This is a genomic window from Aeromicrobium sp. P2_G6 (assembly GCF_056403535.1).
Genome location: NZ_JBFUFH010000006.1, coordinates 234,895 through 251,649 on the forward strand (window position 1 = coordinate 234,895; position 16,755 = coordinate 251,649).

The 16,755-nt window shown below is 69.0% G+C and carries 20 protein-coding genes and 3 tRNA genes; 9 read left to right on the top strand and 14 right to left on the bottom strand.

Going from position 1 to position 16,755, the window contains the following annotated elements; translation table 11 throughout:
• Positions 1-20: 20 nt before the first annotated feature.
• The 3 genes from nusG to AC1DVU_RS19015 form a co-directional block, all read right to left on the bottom strand.
• Entirely contained in the window at positions 21-905 is an 885-nt protein-coding gene (nusG, locus tag AC1DVU_RS19005) for a transcription termination/antitermination protein NusG (protein WP_476924021.1), read from the bottom strand.
• A 16-nt stretch (positions 906-921) separates the two neighbouring features.
• Positions 922-1,143, bottom strand: coding sequence for a preprotein translocase subunit SecE (gene secE, locus AC1DVU_RS19010; RefSeq protein ID WP_118394296.1), 222 nt, complete (start codon positions 1,141-1,143; stop codon positions 922-924).
• Between the two features lie 35 nt (positions 1,144-1,178).
• A tRNA-Trp gene (locus AC1DVU_RS19015) sits at positions 1,179-1,251 on the bottom strand.
• Positions 1,252-1,409: 158 nt separating this feature from the next.
• Between AC1DVU_RS19015 and AC1DVU_RS19020 the strand changes: the two genes are divergently transcribed.
• From AC1DVU_RS19020 to AC1DVU_RS19040, 5 genes are read left to right on the top strand one after another with little or no spacing between them, the layout of a single operon-like run.
• Complete coding sequence (locus tag AC1DVU_RS19020; protein WP_476924022.1) at positions 1,410-2,813, top strand: NAD-dependent malic enzyme; 1,404 nt, start codon at positions 1,410-1,412, stop codon at positions 2,811-2,813.
• Positions 2,814-2,856: 43 nt separating this feature from the next.
• Positions 2,857-3,921 carry an adenosine deaminase gene (locus tag AC1DVU_RS19025; RefSeq protein WP_476924023.1) on the top strand — a complete coding sequence of 355 codons (1,065 nt, stop codon included), beginning with the start codon at positions 2,857-2,859 and terminating at the stop codon, positions 3,919-3,921.
• Complete coding sequence (locus AC1DVU_RS19030) at positions 3,918-4,256, top strand: DUF4190 domain-containing protein (RefSeq protein ID WP_476924024.1); 339 nt, start codon at positions 3,918-3,920, stop codon at positions 4,254-4,256. The genes AC1DVU_RS19025 and AC1DVU_RS19030 overlap by 4 nt, the downstream gene beginning before the upstream one ends.
• A gap of 28 nt (positions 4,257-4,284) precedes the next feature.
• The gene (locus tag AC1DVU_RS19035) at positions 4,285-4,584 is read left to right on the top strand and encodes a DUF4190 domain-containing protein (RefSeq protein ID WP_476924025.1); all 300 of its coding nucleotides are present in this window, start codon (positions 4,285-4,287) and stop codon (positions 4,582-4,584) included.
• Positions 4,585-4,624: 40 nt separating this feature from the next.
• The gene (locus tag AC1DVU_RS19040; protein ID WP_476924026.1) at positions 4,625-5,146 is read left to right on the top strand and encodes a DUF4190 domain-containing protein; all 522 of its coding nucleotides are present in this window, start codon (positions 4,625-4,627) and stop codon (positions 5,144-5,146) included.
• On the opposite strand, the gene AC1DVU_RS19045 is transcribed toward AC1DVU_RS19040, so the two are convergent.
• The 5 genes from AC1DVU_RS19045 to AC1DVU_RS19065 form a co-directional block, all read right to left on the bottom strand.
• Positions 5,147-6,190, bottom strand: a complete 1,044-nt coding sequence (locus AC1DVU_RS19045; protein ID WP_476924082.1) for a UDP-N-acetylmuramate dehydrogenase — start codon at positions 6,188-6,190, stop codon at positions 5,147-5,149.
• A 57-nt stretch (positions 6,191-6,247) separates the two neighbouring features.
• Positions 6,248-6,418, bottom strand: a complete 171-nt coding sequence (rpmG, locus tag AC1DVU_RS19050; protein ID WP_055964149.1) for a 50S ribosomal protein L33 — start codon at positions 6,416-6,418, stop codon at positions 6,248-6,250.
• A gap of 49 nt (positions 6,419-6,467) precedes the next feature.
• Positions 6,468-6,541, bottom strand: a tRNA-Met gene (locus AC1DVU_RS19055).
• Positions 6,542-6,594: 53 nt separating this feature from the next.
• Positions 6,595-6,667 (bottom strand) — tRNA-Thr (locus AC1DVU_RS19060).
• A gap of 57 nt (positions 6,668-6,724) precedes the next feature.
• Positions 6,725-8,131: a DHA2 family efflux MFS transporter permease subunit gene (locus AC1DVU_RS19065; RefSeq protein WP_476924027.1), complete on the bottom strand. Its 1,407-nt coding sequence runs from the start codon at positions 8,129-8,131 to the stop codon at positions 6,725-6,727.
• A gap of 92 nt (positions 8,132-8,223) precedes the next feature.
• On the opposite strand from AC1DVU_RS19065, the gene AC1DVU_RS19070 reads away from it, so the two are divergent.
• Entirely contained in the window at positions 8,224-9,030 is an 807-nt protein-coding gene (locus tag AC1DVU_RS19070) for a TetR/AcrR family transcriptional regulator (RefSeq protein ID WP_476924028.1), read from the top strand.
• Here the strand turns inward: AC1DVU_RS19070 and AC1DVU_RS19075 are convergent.
• From AC1DVU_RS19075 to AC1DVU_RS19085, 3 genes are read right to left on the bottom strand one after another with little or no spacing between them, the layout of a single operon-like run.
• Entirely contained in the window at positions 8,961-10,007 is a 1,047-nt protein-coding gene (locus AC1DVU_RS19075; protein ID WP_476924029.1) for a quinone-dependent dihydroorotate dehydrogenase, read from the bottom strand. The genes AC1DVU_RS19070 and AC1DVU_RS19075 overlap by 70 nt on opposite strands.
• A gap of 4 nt (positions 10,008-10,011) precedes the next feature.
• Positions 10,012-11,349, bottom strand: coding sequence for a sensor histidine kinase (locus AC1DVU_RS19080; protein ID WP_476924030.1), 1,338 nt, complete (start codon positions 11,347-11,349; stop codon positions 10,012-10,014).
• Positions 11,346-12,029 (bottom strand): response regulator transcription factor, encoded by a 684-nt coding sequence (locus AC1DVU_RS19085; protein ID WP_476924031.1) that lies wholly within the window; start codon positions 12,027-12,029, stop codon positions 11,346-11,348. Before AC1DVU_RS19085 ends, AC1DVU_RS19080 begins: the two co-directional genes overlap by 4 nt.
• Positions 12,030-12,179: 150 nt before the next feature.
• On the opposite strand from AC1DVU_RS19085, the gene AC1DVU_RS19090 reads away from it, so the two are divergent.
• Positions 12,180-12,725 carry a hypothetical protein gene (locus tag AC1DVU_RS19090; RefSeq protein ID WP_476924032.1) on the top strand — a complete coding sequence of 182 codons (546 nt, stop codon included), beginning with the start codon at positions 12,180-12,182 and terminating at the stop codon, positions 12,723-12,725.
• A gap of 9 nt (positions 12,726-12,734) precedes the next feature.
• Here the strand turns inward: AC1DVU_RS19090 and AC1DVU_RS19095 are convergent, their stop codons facing one another.
• Both AC1DVU_RS19095 and AC1DVU_RS19100 read right to left on the bottom strand, forming a co-directional pair.
• A complete protein-coding gene (locus AC1DVU_RS19095; protein WP_476924033.1) occupies positions 12,735-14,492 on the bottom strand; it encodes a sensor histidine kinase in 1,758 nt (585 codons plus the stop codon).
• A complete protein-coding gene (locus AC1DVU_RS19100; RefSeq protein WP_476924034.1) occupies positions 14,489-15,145 on the bottom strand; it encodes a response regulator in 657 nt (218 codons plus the stop codon). The genes AC1DVU_RS19095 and AC1DVU_RS19100 overlap by 4 nt, the downstream gene beginning before the upstream one ends.
• Positions 15,146-15,298: 153 nt before the next feature.
• Here AC1DVU_RS19100 and AC1DVU_RS19105 point away from each other — a divergent pair, with 153 nt between their 5' ends.
• Both AC1DVU_RS19105 and AC1DVU_RS19110 read left to right on the top strand, forming a co-directional pair.
• On the top strand, positions 15,299-15,670 hold the full coding sequence (locus tag AC1DVU_RS19105) for a hypothetical protein (protein ID WP_476924035.1): 372 nt from the start codon (positions 15,299-15,301) through the stop codon (positions 15,668-15,670).
• 9 nt (positions 15,671-15,679) lie between these two features.
• On the top strand, positions 15,680-15,964 hold the full coding sequence (locus AC1DVU_RS19110) for a hypothetical protein (RefSeq protein WP_476924036.1): 285 nt from the start codon (positions 15,680-15,682) through the stop codon (positions 15,962-15,964).
• A gap of 59 nt (positions 15,965-16,023) precedes the next feature.
• Here AC1DVU_RS19110 and AC1DVU_RS19115 read toward each other — a convergent pair whose 3' ends face one another.
• On the bottom strand, positions 16,024-16,749 hold the full coding sequence (locus tag AC1DVU_RS19115; RefSeq protein WP_476924037.1) for an amino acid ABC transporter ATP-binding protein: 726 nt from the start codon (positions 16,747-16,749) through the stop codon (positions 16,024-16,026).
• Positions 16,750-16,755: the final 6 nt, after the last annotated feature.

Below are 16,755 nucleotides of genomic sequence, written 5' to 3' on the forward strand. Positions count from 1 at the left end.
GCTGATGAGAACCGGTTGGCTCAGACCTTCTGGATCTGGGTGAAGCTGAGCTCGACCGGGGTTTCGCGACCGAAGATCTCCACGAGGGCCTTGACCCTCTGTGCGTCGATGTTGATCTCCGTGATGGTCGCGTGCAGCGTCGCGAACGGGCCATCGACGACCATGACGGAGTCGCCGACGGAGAAGTCGGTGAACTCGACCTTGGAGGCCTTCGCCTGCTGCTGTTCGGGGGTGTCGGCCGCAGTTGCGACCTCTGCCTCCACTGCCGGGGCGAGCATGCTCTCGACCTCGGCAAGACTGAGGGGTACGGGCTGGTGGGAGTTGCCCACGAAGCCGGTGACCGACGGGGTGTGGCGGACGACGCCCCACGACTCGTCGGTGAGGTCCATGCGGACCAGGACATAGCCCGGGAGCACGGTGCGCTTGACGAGCTTGCGCTGGCCGTTCTTGATCTCGGCGACCTCTTCGGTCGGGACGACGACCTCGAAGATGTAGTCCTCCGCGTTGAGCGAGGTCACGCGGTTCTCGAGGTTGGACTTCACCCGCTTCTCCATGCCGGAGTAGGTGTGGACGACGTACCAGTCGCCGATCTGGTTGTGGAGGCGATCCCGGAACTCCTGGAGCGCATCGGCAACCGGCTCGTCCTCGGACGGCTCGTCCTCGACGGCGTCCTCAGCGGCGACGTCCTCGGACGGCTCGTCCTCGACGACAGCCTCGACGGGGGCGTCGGGTGCGATCGTCTCCTCGACGGGTTCGTCGGCGATCGCTGCGTCGTCCTCGGCCTCGGCCTCGGGTGCATCAGGCGCGTCGACGTCGACGTCGGCGTCATCGGCAGGGGTCGACGGCTCGAGCTCTTCGACCTCGTCGGTCTCGGAGCTGGTCTGCGGGTCGATGCCTTGAGTCACAGAATTCCTTTGGTTGCTACGCGAAGATCCAGAAAGCGGCCTTGCCGAACCCGTAGTCGAGTCCAGCAACGATGGCCATCATGACGAGCACGAAGACGAGGACGACCCAGAAGTAGTTGACCACCTGGGGGCGAGTCGGCCAGACCACCTTGCGGAGCTCGGCGATCACCTGGCGGTAGAACGTGATCGGCGACGTGCGTTTGCCGGATGTTCCGGCCAGCTCGTGACGGTCGCTCACGGTACTCCTTCGTCGTTGTTCGTTGTCATGTCTCGCAGGGCACGAGGGACTTGAACCCCCAACCTTCGGTTTTGGAGACCGATGCTCTGCCAGTTGAGCTAGTGCCCTCAGTCAACTCCGCTCCACGTCACACCCGTGTCCGGGCATGACGATCTAGAGTGAATATTCACCGGTGCGTCAAGTGTACGTGGTGGGCCCGGCCCTCGTCGAACCGAGGCAGGTGACCGGAGAACCTGAGCATTTCCTCATGTTTTAACATGGGGTCCATGCCCACTGCACCCAGCATCTCCTACTCGATCACGATCCGACTCGAAGTGCCGTCCGGCGGATCGGCGGTCAGTGAGCTCACGACGACGGTCGAACGTACGGGCGGGATCGTCACCGCGCTCGACGTCACGGCGTCCGGCGCCGAGGCGCTGCGCTTCGACCTGACGTGTGCGGCGTCCGACACGGACCATGCCGCCAAGATCGTCTCGGCGCTCGAGGCCATCAGCGACGTCAAGGTCGAGAAGGTCTCCGACCGTACGTTCCTCATGCACCTCGGCGGCGTGATCGAGACCGCGACCAAGCACCCGCTGCGCAACCGCGACGACCTCTCGATGATCTACACGCCCGGCGTCGCGCGGATCTGCATGGCGATCGCTGCGGACAAGGAGGACGCCCGTCGCCTGACGGTCAAGCGCAACAGTGTCGCGGTCGTCAGCGACGGATCGGCCGTGCTTGGACTCGGCAACATCGGCCCCCACGCGGCCATGCCGGTCATGGAGGGCAAGGCCGCCCTGTTCAAGGGATTCGCCGACATCGACGCCTGGCCCATCTGCCTCGACACGCAGGACGTCGACCAGATCGTCGAGACCGTTGCTGCGATCTCCCCCGGTTTCGCCGGCATCAACCTCGAGGACATCTCGGCGCCGCGCTGCTTCGAGATCGAGGCTCGGCTGCGCGAACGCCTCGACATACCGGTCTTCCACGACGACCAGCACGGCACCGCCGTCGTCGTCCTCGCCGCCCTGCGCAACGCGCTCCAGGTCGTCGGCAAGGACATCGGCTCCGCGCGCATCGTGCTCGCCGGGGCCGGAGCCGCGGGCACCGCGGTCCTCAAGGTGCTGATCCATGCCGGCGCCAAGCATGTCGTCGTGTGTGACGTCCAGGGAGTCGTGCATGACGGTCGGGAGGGACTCGACGAGTCCCTGCAGTGGATCGCCGACAACACCAACGCCGACAAGCTCACCGGGACGCTGCGCGAGGCACTGCCCGGTGCCGACGTCTTCATCGGCGTGAGCGCGCCCAACCTGCTCAGCGCGGAGGACGTCGAGTCGATGGCGGACGACTCGATCGTGTTCGCGCTGGCCAACCCCGACCCTGAGATCGACCCTGCGACCGCCCGCCAGCACGCACGCGTCGTGGCGACGGGTCGCTCGGACTATCCCAACCAGATCAACAACGTCCTCGCCTTCCCCGGGATCTTCCGCGGGCTGCTCGACGCCCAGAGCCACGGCATCGGGATGGACATCCTGATCGCCGCCGCGGAGGCGATCGCCGGGAGTGTCACGGCTGACGAGCTCAACGCCAACTACATCGTGCCGAGCGTGTTCCACCCTGACGTCCACAAGCGAGTGGCAGCGGCCGTGCGCAAGGCGGCGGAGGCGGCGGACGGCAAGCACCACTGACCGGCGTACGCCGTGCCGGACCGCTACGTGTTGACTGGGTCGCGTGAGCGCGCCTGAGTTCGACCACCCCGATCGCCGGTCGCTCTCGTCGCTCCCCAAGGCACACCTCCACCTGCACTTCACCGGGTCGATGCGGCACGGCACCCTGCTCCAGCTCGCCGAACGGGACGGCATACGTCTGCCCGCCTCGCTGACCGAGGAGTGGCCGCCGCAGCTCAGCACGACGGACGAGAAAGGCTGGTTCCGGTTCCAGCGCCTGTACGACGTGGCACGCTCCGTGCTCCGCACCGAGGAGGACGTGCGCCGGCTGGTCCTCGAGGCCGCGCAGGACGACGCCGCCGACGGCGCGGCGTGGACCGAGATCCAGGTCGACCCCTCCGGCTATGGCGCGCGCTTCGGCGGCATCACGGCGTTCACGGACCTGGTCATCGACGCCGTGCGGGATGCCTCGGACCGCGCGGGCATCGGGCTGGGTCTGGTCGTCGCGGCCAACCGCACCCGGCACCCGATGGACGCGCGTACGCTCGCCCGGTTGGCGGCCCAGTACGCCGGCCGCGGTGTCATCGGGTTCGGCCTCTCCAACGACGAGCGGCGCGGGGACACGTCGGAGTTCGGGCCGGCGTTCGCGATCGCGGAGCGCGCCGGGCTCGCGTTGATGCCCCACGGTGGCGAGCTGCGCGGCCCGGCACACATCACGCAGTGCCTGGACCATCTCCACCCCGACCGCCTCGGCCACGGCGTGCGCGCGGCGGAGAGCACGGCGATCCTCGACCGTCTCGCCACCGACGGGGTGGCGCTCGAGGTCTGCCCGACCTCCAACGTGTCGCTCGGCGTCTACGCGACGCTCGAGGAGGTGCCGGTCCGAACCTTGACCGGCGCCGGCATCGACGTGGCGCTCGGTGCCGACGACCCCTTGCTGTTCGGCTCGAGCCTCGCCGGTCAGTACGCCGTCCTGCGCGCGGCGCAGGACTTCACCGACACCGAGCTGGCCGAACTCGCCCGCATGTCGATCCGCAGGTCGTACGCTCCTTCAGACACCGTGAGCGCGACGCTCAAGAACATCGATGACTGGATCTCCAGCCCGTCGGCGAAGGGAGCTGGGCGATGACGCACCCCTACCCCTACGCGTACGCTCCGCAGCCGGCACACCTGCCCACACCCCCGCGAGCCACGGCGGCGCTGGTCCTCGGCATCATCGGCGTCGCGGGCTCCATCCTGCTGCTGCCGGTGCTCGTCTCGCCGCTGGCGTGGTACTTCGGGGCGGTCGCCGACCGTGAGGCAGAGCGCGAGCCGACCCGTTACCGTCGCGCCGGCGCCGCCCGGACGGGGCTGGTCCTGGGCATCATCGGCACGGCGATGCTCGGAGTCGGCCTCCTCATGCTGCTCGTGCTCGTCACCTTCATGGTCATCGGCACTCACTACGACGCCGGATACGGCACATGAGCCTGCTCGCCTGTGCAAAGGTGCTGCCATGAGTCCCGGGTACCCACCGCCGTACTACGTCCCGCCGAAGCACCCACAGGCCATCACAGCGATGGTCCTGGGGATCCTCGGCATTGCGGTCTGCGGGATTCTCGCGCCGGTCGCGTGGAGCATCGGCAGCAAGGCGGTCAAGGAGATCGACGCCAACCCAGCGGCATACAGCGGCCGCGGCGAGGCCAACGCCGGCAAGATCCTGGGGATCGTCGGGACCTGCCTGATCGCCCTTGCGATCGTGGCGGTGGTGGGCATGTTCGCGCTCAGCGCCTCGTTCGCGGCCACGTCCGGCTAGACCTGCCCTCAATGAAGGGCGTATGTGCAAGGGTGTTCGCATGAGCGACGAGCAGGGGAACCCGTCCGGTCAGACGCCACCTCCGGGCCATCAACCTCCTCCGCCTCCCGGCTACGGCCAGCAACCTCCCGGGTACGGCCAGCAGCCGCCCAACTGGGGTGGCGCCTATCCCCCTCCGCCGCAGTACCCGCCGGGATACGGCTACCCCTACCCGCAATACGCCCCACCGCCGCCCAAGCACAGCCAGGCGACGCCGGCCATGGTGTTCGGCATCGTGAGCCTCGCCGGCCTGTTCGCCTGCGTGGTGCCGATCCTGCTGGCGCCCGTCGCCTGGATCCTCGGCGCCAAGGCGGTCAAGGAGATCGACGCCAACCCTGCGGCGTACTCGGGCCGTGGTGAGGCCAACGCCGGCAAGATCATGGGCATCATCGGCACGTGCCTGCTGGTGCTCGTGCTCATCGGGATCGTCGTCCTGATCATCGTCGGGATCAATGGCGGGTTCGACGACGATCCGTACAACGACCCCTACTACTCCGACACGTTCCTCGGAGGCATCTTCTAGTCAGAGCTCGCAGCCGACGAGCACTGGCTCGTTGACCAGCGTGATGCCGTACGCCTCGCGCACGCCGTCGCGCACCTCGCGGGCGAGCGCGAGGAGCTCGGTGGTCGTCGCGCCCCCGCGATTGGTCAGCGCCAGGACGTGCTTGGTCGAGAGGCCCACGTTGCCGCGCGTCTGCCCCTTGGAGAAGCCTGCGTGGTCGATCAACCACGCAGCGCTGGCCTTGACCGTGCCGTCGGGCTGCGGGAACCGGGGCGCCTCCGCGGGCAGCCCATCTGCCTGGTCCGCCGTCAGCAGCGGGTTGGTGAAGAACGAGCCTGCGCTCCACGTGTCGTGGTCATCGGCGTCGAGCACCATGCCCTTGCCGCGTCGCAGTGCCAGCACCGCCTCGCGGACCTCGGCGGCGGGAGCGCGCTGGCCGATCTCGACGCCGAGCGTGCGAGCCAGCTCGGCGTACGCGATCGGAGCACCGAGGTCACCGAGCCGGAACTGGTAGGCCACCGACAGGACGAGCCAGCGCTGCGGCTCGGCCTTGAAGCGGCTCGTGCGGTAGCCGAAGCCGCAGTCGACGGCATGGATCGTGCGGACCCTGCGCTCGAACCGGTCGTACGCCCGCACGGTCGCGATCGTCTGCGCGACCTCCTGGCCATACGCGCCGACGTTCTGGATCGGGGTGGCTCCGGCCGAGCCGGGTATCCCTGACAGGGACTCGATGCCGACCCAGCCCTCGTCGACGGCCCGGGCGACGATGCCGTCCCAGGGCTCCCCCGCGGCGACCGTGACCATCGCGCCACTGCAGGCATCGGAATCGACCTCGATGCCGCGGGTCAGCACGCGGATGACGGTGCCCTGGACGCCCTCGTCGGCCACCACCAGGTTGCTGCCGCCGGCGACGATCAGGATCGGGTCGCCCGCCTCGTCCGCGACCCGCACGGCGTCGAGCAGCTGCTCCTCGGAGGTCGCGTCGATCACGGCTCGGGCGGGGCCACCGAGGCGCAGGGTCGTCAGCTCGGCGAGATCCATGGCCGCGACGCTAGCAGCGTCCAACACGACGAAGGCTCCCGCCTGCCGGAGCAGGGGGAGCCGTCGATCTGTGGGACAGGGTCAGCGGGTCTCGCGGTGGACCTGGTGGGTCTTGCAGCGCGGGCAGAACTTCTTGAGGTCGAGACGATCGGGGTCGTTGCGACGGTTCTTCTTGGTGATGTAGTTGCGTTCCTTGCACTCGGTGCAGGCCAAGGTGATCTTGGGACGAACGTCTGAGCTCTTGCTGGCCACGAGGGTGCCTCTTCTTGATCGGTGATGCTGAAGGTCGTACGTGTTTCGGTAGCTGGGGCGGGACTCGAACCCGCGACCCCACGATTATGAGTCGTGTGCTCTGACCACCTGAGCTACCCAGCCGTGATGGGCATGAGTTGCCTCATGTCCAGGACTCAAATGTGATCCGAGTCCAGAGCCCCTTTACGGAATCGAACCGTAGACCTTTTCCTTACCATGGAAACGCTCTGCCGACTGAGCTAAAGGGGCAAGCCGACAGCCAAAGATACAGGGTGAACGGCTCTGGAACGAAATCGGGGGGCCCGCTCAGACAACCGCCTCTTCACGGGCCCGCATCGGCAGGGCGAACACCGCCACGAATGCCGCGCCATAGCACCCCACGCAGACCCAGATGAGGTGCTGCGTGGCAACGAACCAGCCGGCGTCGGGCACCCAGCCGAACAGCAGCGTTCCCAGCACCGCGACACCGAGAGCGCCCGTGAACTGCTGCACCGCGTTGAGGAGTCCCGAGCCTGAGCCGACCTCGCGGTCGCCCAGGTCGGCCAGGATGATGTCGAACAACGGGGCGAAGATCAGCCCGATGCCAAAGCCCGACAGGAACAGCGCGGGGGCGAGGTCCCAGCCATCGATCCCGGTGCCGCGGCCCACGACTACGGCCAGCCACGCCAGGCCGAGCGCTGCGACGGCGAGACCAAGGTGCAGCACGTGGCGTCCGAGCCGCGGACCGAGCAGAGCGCCCGAGACGACCGCGCCCAGCGCCATGCCGAACGCCATCGGGGTCTGCGCCAGCCCGGTGTCGAACGGGGAGTAGCCGAGGCCGATCTGGATGAAGAGGTTGCTGGCCAGGCTAAATCCCGTCATGGCGACGAAGAACAGGCCGAGGAAGACCAGCCCCGCGACGAACCCAGGGTGCTTGAACAGCGAGGGCTCGATGACCGGGAAGGAGCTGCGACGCTCGTGCCGGGCGAAGACGACGAACAGCACGATCGAGGCGGCGATCATCCCGAAGATCCACAATGGCCAGGCGAGCTCGCGGCCCTGCACGAGCGGGTAGACCAGGAGGCCCGAGGCCAGCGCGAGGATCAGCGACCCGGGAAGGTCGAGGCGCGCCGCGGGGTCCCGCTCGACGTCGGGGAGGTAGCGCCACGAGAGGTACGCGCCGACCAGTCCGATCGGGACGTTGATGAGGAAGATCATCCGCCAGCCCGTCCCGAACAGGTCCCCGTCGATCAGGACTCCCGCGAGGATCGGACCGGCGACGGCCGACAGCGCCATGATCGGGCCGAACGGGATGAACGCCTTCTGCAGATCGTCCGGGTGGAACGACTGCTTCACCATGGCGAGTCCCTGCGGGATCATCACGGCGCCGAGCAGACCCTGAAGGACGCGGGCGGCGATGAGCAGGCTGGGCGTCGGCGCGATGCCGCAGAGCAACGACGACAGCGTGAACCCGACCATCCCGATGATGAACATCTGCTTGCGGCCGACGATGTCGCCGAGGCGCGCAGAGATGACGAGGCCGACCGCGAACGTCAGTGTGTACGACGCGAGTATCCACTGCAGCGTGCTCTCACCTCCGCCCAGCTCGGCGCGGATCGACGGCGCGGCGAGGTTGGCGACGGTCGCGTCGAGCAGGTCCATGACGTCGGCGATGATCACGACCGCCATGACGTACCAGCGGTAGCGATATCCCCTCTCGGTGATGGTCTCCATGATGATTTCCCTTCAGATCGCGAACAGTGTTCGTAAAGTACGAACACTGTTCTATATCGCGAACGACGTTCGCGTCAAGTACGCTGAGCCGTATGGTCGACCGACGAGAACCTGCCCGCCCGCGGCCGCCTCTGGGACTGCGCGCTGCGCCGGGTGCGCAGACGCCGCGCAAGGAGCGGCTCACGACGGATCGCATCGTCGACGCCGCGATGTCCCTGATGGCGACGCACGGCTACGACGCGGTCTCGATGCGCTCTCTGGCTCGCGAGCTGGGAACCGGGCCCGCGACGCTCTACACCTACGTCGCGAATCGCGAGGAGCTGGATCAGCTCGTCCTCGAGCGCGTGGTCTCCGAGGTCTCGGTGCCAGAGCCTGACCCCGATCGGTGGCAGGAACAGATCAAACAGCTGCTACGCGACATCCTTGCCGCGTACCGCGTCCATCCCGGCTCTGCACGCGCGGCCATGGGCACGATTCCCACTGGCGAGGGCGGCCTCGTCGGCGCCGAGGGCATGATCGCCGTGTGCCTCGCCGGCGGCATCACCCCGCAGGCAGCGGCCTGGTTCTGCGATCTCGTGTCGCTCTACGTGGGGGCCGTGGCGTTCGAGGAGTCGATCTGGGCCGAACGCGAGAACACGACGATCGCGGGCGAGCCGGCGGACCACGAAGCCCTCGACGAGCAACTGACTGCGTACTTCCAGAACCTCCCGCACGACAGGTTCCCGCTCATGCGCGCCTTCGCCCACGTCATGACGACCGGTGACATCGGCGATCGTTTCGAGTTCGGGATCGACATCATGCTGTCCGGGCTGGTCGCCTCATCCGCGAACTACCGGCGGGACGACGACGCCGAGGTGCTCGCCGCGGCGAGGCGTGAGGGCCAGCCCGGGCCCTCGTAGATGAACCCCGTGTAGCCCTGGACGAGGTCGGCTCCGGCGGCCAGTCGAGTGCGTACGTCGTCGGGAGTCGTGACTCCTCCGACCGCGATGATCGCCAGCTTGTCGCCCACCCTGGCGCGCAGGCGCACGAGCACCTCGGTGGCGCGCTCGGCGAGGATCGGGCCGGACAGGCCGCCCGCTCCCGCGGCGTCGATGACCTCACGCGAGGTCCTGAGCGACTCGGGCCGGGCGATCGTCGTGTTGGTCGCGCTGATGCCGGCCAGCCCCAGCTCGAGCGCGAGATCCGCAACGGCATCGACGTCGGCGTCGGCGAGATCGGGAGCGATCTTGACGAGCAACGGCACGGGCCCGGCGGGCACACGGTCGGCGACCTCCTTGACGGCGGTGAGCAGCGGTCGCAGCTCGTCGACCGCCTGCAGGTCGCGCAGGCCAGGGGTGTTGGGCGAGGAGACGTTGACGACGAGATAGCTCGCGTACGGGGCCAGCAGCCGGGCGCTCTCGACGTAGTCAGCGACGGCGTGCTCGGGCTCGACGACCTTGGTCTTGCCGATGTTGACCCCGATGACCGCCGCCCGGCCGGCCTTGGTGCCGCGCAGCCGGTGGAGTCGCGACGCGACCTCCGCGGCGCCGTCGTTGTTGAACCCCATCCGGTTGATGATCGCGCGGTCGTCGACGAGGCGGAACAGCCGCGGGCGCGGGTTGCCGGGCTGGGGGCGGGCCGTGACGGTGCCGATCTCGACGTGGCCGAAGCCCAGAGCCAGCAACCCTGGCACGGCCTTGGCGTTCTTGTCGAAGCCGGCCGCGAGGCCGAACGCGTTGGGGAACTCGATGCCCAGCACGGTCCGTGGAGCGTACGTCTGGTGGAACACCAGCCGAGTCCCGAACCGGCCGGCGCGGATCGCGGCGAAACCACGCTCGTGCGCCTTCTCGGGATCCATCGAGCGGAAGACGGCGTCGAAGAAGGCGCGATAGACCACGCAGTCAGCGTATCGGCACGACGACGGCGAACACCGCGCCCCGGTCGGCGCCGTTGCGCACCTCGAGGCGCATGCCCATGCGCGAGGCCAGGCCGTGGGCGATCGACAGGCCCAGGCCGGTCCCGACTGACCGCACCTCGCGATATCGCGCCTGCAGGACCCCACGCTCGAATGCGACGTCCAGATCGGCGGGCTCGAGACCGGGGCCGGAGTCCTCGACCTCGATGACGACCTCCGTTGCGGACCTCGCCGCCCGCACCGCGACGACACCACCCGTCGGAGTCGCCCTGATCGCGTTCTCGACGAGCCCGTCGAGCAGCTGGCGCAGGCGCATGGGATCGGCGTGCACCGTGCCGGGTTGGGTGTCGGCTCGCAAGGAGACACCTTCGCGCTGGCACGTCGCCTGCCACGCGAGCCCAAGGTCGCTCAGCAGGCTCGCGAGCGACACCTCCCGCGGCTCGATCGTGAAGTCATCGGCTTCGAGCCGCGCGAGTGCGAGCAGGTCGCTCACGAACCGGTCGAGGCGCGCGGTCTCCGCCACGAGGGTCTCGCCGGTCGCCCGTACGTCCGACGGCTCGATCGCCCCATCCGCCATCGCCTCGGCATAGCCCCGCAGCGCGGTCAGCGGTGTGCGGATCTCGTGGGAGACCGACAGCAGGAACTCGCGCTGACGTCCCTCGCTGGTGGCCAGCGCCTCGTCCAGCGACGCGACGGCGCGGCCCATGTCGTCGAACTCCCGCACGGTCGACGATCCGATGGGCACGCCCCGCTCCCCCGCGGCGAGCCGGCGGGCCGCGCCGGCCGCCGCGGCGATCGAACGGGTCAACGTACGGGAGAGGACGAGACCCAGGGTGCCCGCCGCTGCGAGCCCGAGCAGCAGGGCGAGCAGCAGCCGGCGACGCAGGGCAGCCGTCGCCTCGTCCACGCCCGCAACCGGTTGGACGGCGACGGCCGAGAAGCCTCGCCTCGTCCGGCGCCCCTCGATCAGGATCGTCTCGCCCTCGACGGTCGACGTCGCCGACAGCGTCCCGGTCTCCAAGAGCTCGGCGACCTGCGCGTCGGTCAGGAGGTCGCCGGCAGCGCCTGTGACATCCCCGCCCCGGCGGACGATGGCATAGCGGCGGTCGTCGCGGCCCAGCACCTTCTGCTCCTGCGCGAGGAGCTTCGCCGCCGCTGCGGGCTTCGCAGCGAGGCTGTCGACCGAGCGGACCAGCTCCTCACGGGCCTGGTCGCGAGCGACGCCCTGCACCACGGGGACGGTCAGCACGAGGGCGACCAGCGCGACGACGACACCGCCGGCCAGTGTCACGAGGAGGATGCGGCGGGACAAGGTCGTAGTCATGGCCGTGCCGCCGAGTAGCCGACGCCGCGGTGCGTACGGATCGGCGATTCGTCACCGAGCTTGGCGCGCAGCTGGGCGATGTGGACGTCGACCGTCCGGCTCTGCCCGTACGCCGCGGCGCCCCATACCGTCGACAGCAGCTGCTCGCGGCTCAGCACGATGCCGGGCCGGCGCATCAGCGCAGCCAGCAGGTCGAACTCCGTCGCGGTGAGATCGACGCTGCGCCCGTCGACCGTCACCTCGCGGGTGGCGGGCTCGAGGTGCACGGGACCGAGGTTGAGTGAGGCCGACTCGGCGCCCCCGGAGCTGCGGCGCAGGACCGCGGCGATCCGCGAGACCAGCTCGCGGGGCGAGAACGGCTTGGTGACGTAGTCGTCTGCACCGAGCTCGAGGCCGAGCACACGATCGACCTCGTCGTCACGGGCCGTCACGAAGATCACCGGCGTCCAGTCGTCATTCGCGCGCATCCTCCGGCACACCTCGATGCCGTCCAGCTCGGGCAGTCCGACATCCAGCAGGACGAGCGCCGGCCGGAGCGTCGTCACCTGGCTGAGTCCGCGTGCGCCGTCGTGCTCGACGTGCACCCCGTAGCCGGCCCGCGAGAGGTAGAGGCGCAGCACGTCCGCTATCGATTGGTCGTCCTCGACGACGAGGACCAAACCCTTGCCCGCGGTGGTCACGCCTCCATGAAACAGGACACGCGCCTCCGGCAGGTAGGTCCGCCGACGATCCTTACGCTCCTCGAACATTCGCTTGACGCGTCCCTTGCCTTCGTGCGGAAGGGTGAGGATCGTCGGGAATGGCCCGACCATGACGTGAAGGAGTGACTGATGAACGCTTCCACCTTGAAGGCCGCCGTCGGCCGCAGGCTCTGGATCACCGGGCTCGTGCTCGCCATCGCCGCCGCACTCGTCTCGGCGCTCTTGCTCACGTCGTCGTCGACACCGGCGAACGCGACGATCGGGCAGACCGCGATGACCCTGGAGGCCGAGCTCAGCCAGGACCAGCCGAGTCCTGAGGCCAGGGCCGAGGCCAAGGCGGATCGGAAGGCGTTCCACGCCGACATGAAGGCGGCCCGGCAGCTCAAGGGGAAGGCACGAGCCGACGCGGTCAAGAAGGTCGTGGCGGATGCCACGGCCGGGAAGTACGGCGACAAGATCGAGAAGCGGTTCGACCGCCGCGCCGCTCACCGGGCTGCGATCTTCGCGCTCCTGCCCGACGAGCTCCAGGCCGATCTGACGAAGCTGCGCGCCATGGAGCCGGGCGACGACCGCAAGGCATACCGCGACGACATCCGGCAGAAGGCGCTGGACGGCGGATACGGCGACAAGGTCCAGGAGGCCGCCAAGAAGCTGCAGGACTTCTGGAAGGACTGACCCGGCAGCTCAGAGCGGGATGACGGCCTCGACCCGGCCGCCGTCCTGGCGCGCCGACGCGACGACGCTGCCGCCGACCTGCTCGGCCCGCTCCCGCATGGACGAGAGCCCAACGCCGGGCTTCCACTGCTTCGTCGACGGTCCGTCGTCGTGGACCGTCAGATGCAGCACCCCGTCGTCGGCGGAGATGCTGACCTCGACCTTGGTCGCCGCGGCATGGCGGGCCACGTTCGTGAGGGACTCCACGACGATCCGGTAGGCCGCGACCTCCGCCGCCGCCGAGAGGTCGGGGAGCGTGTCCGGCGTGTCGATCGTGACCTCAAGCGGCTTGCCCTCTGCGGCATGGAGGGTCGCAGCGTGCTGCCGTACGGCACCCACGAGGCCGAGCTCGTCGAGTGTCGCCGGGCGGAGGCCCTCGACCAGGCGGCGAACCTCGGCAATGGCACCTGCGGTGTCGTCGCGGAGGCGAGCCAGCAGGGCGTCGGCGGCATCGGCGTCCGTCGAGAGGTGGTTGCGGGCCGCGTCGGCGGAGAATGCAACACCCGTCAACGTCGGCCCCAGCCCGTCGTGAAGATCCCGCCGCAACCTGCGGCGCTCGTCCTCGATCGCGGCGATCGCGGCCCCGCGGGACTCCTGGAGGTCGCGGGCCAGCGCCGTCGCGCGCAGTGTCTGCGCCAGCAACGGCGCAACGATCCGCAGCACGTGCTCGTCGTCCGCGGACAGCATCAGCTCGCCCGCCCTCAGTCCGACGACCATCTCGCCGACTGCGTCTTCACCGAGCCGGAGCGGGAGCGTACGCGTGTGGGTCACCTCGGTGCCCGATGTCGCAAGCGTCTGTCCCTCCGCGCGCAGCGAGGCGTACGGCAGGACAAGCGCCTCACGGATCGCCCGCAACGCCAGGACCGGGTCGTCTCCGATGCGGTCGACGACGCGTGTCGCCGCCTGCAGCGGATCCGGTCGGTCGCCGAACAGCATCTGGTCGACGACACCGCGCAGCATCACCACGACCGGATGGAATCCGAAGGCCAGCACCGCGCCGATCACGCCGAGCGCGCCCGCCGACGGATCGGGTGCGCCGGACCAGTCGAGCACCGACACGAACCCGGCGAAGACCGAGACGTACGCGATGACCGCCACCAGGGCGACGACTCCCCAGACGATGAGCCCACGGACGTCCACGACGTCCGGACGGATCACGCCGATCACCATCGCGGGCGCTATCGCCGCGCACATCAGGGTGACGATCGACGACGGCGTGGTGCCGCTGGTCCCCTCGGCGGAGAACATCAGCAAGCCGCCGACGAGCCCGACCGTCCCAGCGGTCACCGCGAACCACTGGAGTGGCACTCGTGATGCGTCGTCCGCCGTCTCCAGGCGCCACCACACGTGGACGATGATGACCAGCCCGATGACGACGCCCATCGCTTCGGCTGTCTGCGCCTCGCGTGGTGCCGCGACCGCGATGACGCCGGCGGCAGCGAACGTCGTCACGGCGAGGAAGTCGACGGGCCTGCGCCAGCTCCAGCGGGGGTAGGCCGCGACCGCCAGCGGGAAGGCCAGCATCGTCGACCCGATGCTCAGAGCCCACTCGACACCCGGTGCCTCGTCGCGGACGTGCAGCGTGAGGGCGCCCAGGACGGCGAGCGCAACGACCACGAGCAGCGCCCCGCACACCGACGCTCGGCGGACGTACAGCAGCACCGCCCCGCTGACACCGGTCACGATGGCGAATGCCGCGATGCTCGCGCCGAGGAACCACTCGGTCATCTCGGCCTGCCAAGTCCCTGGTCGCGGGCTCGCACGATGGCGGCCGACCGGTCGGACACTGCGAGCTTCGCGAAGATCGACGAGATGTGGTTGGCGACGGTCTTGGGCGCGAGCTCCAACTCCTCGGCGATGGCGTGGTTGCGCTTGCCGGCCGCCACGAGGTCGAGCACCTCACGCTCCCGCTCGGTCAGCTCGGGGAAGGGCACCTCGGGGGTCGTCCTCGGCTGGGTGAAGTGGCCGAGGACGCGCGCGGCGACGCCCGGCCCGAAGATCGCCTCGCCGGCGACAACGGCGCGGATCGCCCGGTCGATCTCCTCCTGTTGCGCACCCTTGAGGAGGTAGCCGCGGGCACCGGCCTGCATGGCCGCGAAGACCGTGTCATCGTCGTCGAACATCGTGAGGACCAGGACCATCGCCTCGGGGACCGCGTCGCGGAGACGGCGGGTGGCCTCGAGCCCGTCGATCCCGGGCATACGGATGTCCATCAGGACCACGTCCGGCCGCTGCAGCTGCGTCTCACGGACGGCGCCCTCGCCGTCGACCGCCTCACCGACGACCTCGTAGCCGTCGATCGACTCGAGCAGTGCGCGCAGCCCACCGCGTACGACGGGGTGGTCGTCGGCGAGAACCACGCGGATGTGGTCGGGGGTCATTCCTTCATGATGCCGAGAAAACCGGGCAAAAGACCCGGGAACCTGCACCTAGGCAGGCCGGGAAAAACTCCGGACAATGAGGAACCGGCACACCTGTCGGGGGTGCGTGGGCCGGGTCACCGTGGAATCACCTTCCACGACAAGGAGCTCATCATGATCCTCACCACCAAGAACAAGGTCGGCCTCGCACTCGCCGGCCTGCTCGGCGTCCTCGACCTGCCGAGCTTCCTGACCAGCACGCCCGACGGCGAAGAGGGTCCTCCCCAGGGCATCCTCATCCTCGGCTCGATCTGCGGCCTGATCACGGTCATCGCCGTGGTGATCGCATGGCGCAAGGCGAGCGGCGCGGCCATCCGGGTCGCTGCCGGAGCCCGCATCGTCTCGATGCTGTCGGCGATGCCGGCGTTCTTCGTCGACGTCCCGGCATTCATCAAGGTTCTCGTGACGGTGTTCGTCATCGTGACCCTCACGTCGCTCGTGCTGATGTTCTCACCGGCCCGGCGCTCGACCACCGTGATGGATTGAGGTGCCGCCATGATCGCCGTCGTCACGATCCTGCTGGCGTTCCCGCTCGGGTTCTTCCTCCGCTCGCACCTCGCCGCCAACACGGCATACGCCATCGCGTACCTCTGGGCGTTCGTCTACCAAGGGGTCTACCTGTTGCTCGACGCGATGAATGGAGGCCGGGATGCGTTCGACCCCAAGGAGTTCCCCCTGAGCTACGGGCTGGTCGCTCTGGCCATCTTCGGTGTCGGCTTCGGGCTGGTCGCGCTGGGGCGCCGGGTCGGCAGCAAGCGCCGGACGCGCGTCGCTGCCTGACCGCGGAAGCACGCGAGCCCGGTCCCCCACGGGACCGGGCTCGCGTCGTGGGTGCGGGCTCAGGACCGGTGCCGCGCCAGGAACTCGGCGGTCCTCGGACTCCTGGGTGCCGTGAACAATTGCTCCGGTGGGCCGGACTCCTCGATGCGACCGTCCGCCATGAACACGATCCGGTCCGCCACCTCGCGGGCGAAGGCCATCTCGTGTGTCGCCATCACGATCGTCATCCCTTCGGTGCGCAGGTCGCGAATGACGTCCAGCACCTCGCCGACCAGCATCGGGTCGAGCGCCGAGGTGATCTCGTCGAGCAGGAGCACCTCAGGCTTCATCGCGATCGCCCGCACAAGGGCAATCCGCTGCTGCTGGCCGCCGGAGAGCGCGTCTGGATAGGCGCCCGCCCGGTCCTCGAGGCCGATCCGGGTCAAGAGCTCGCGCGCAGTCACCGTGGCGTCATCGCGGCTGCGGCCACCGGCCTTGACCGGCGCGAGCACGATGTTGTCCAGGACGGTCTTGTGCGGGAAGAGGTTGTACGCCTGGAACACGATCCCGATCCGACGCCGGATCGCGTCGACGTCCACGCGCGGGTCCGTGATCTCCAGGTCGCCGAGCCAGATGTCGCCGTCGTCGACCTGCTCCAGCAGGTTGAGGCAGCGCAACAGCGTCGACTTGCCTGAACCGGAGGCGCCGATGAGGCACACGACCTCGCCTTCGGTGACCTCGAGGTCGATGCCCTTGAGCACCTCGGTGCCGTGGAACGACTTGCGGACCGCGTCAGCTCTCAGCACGTTCCG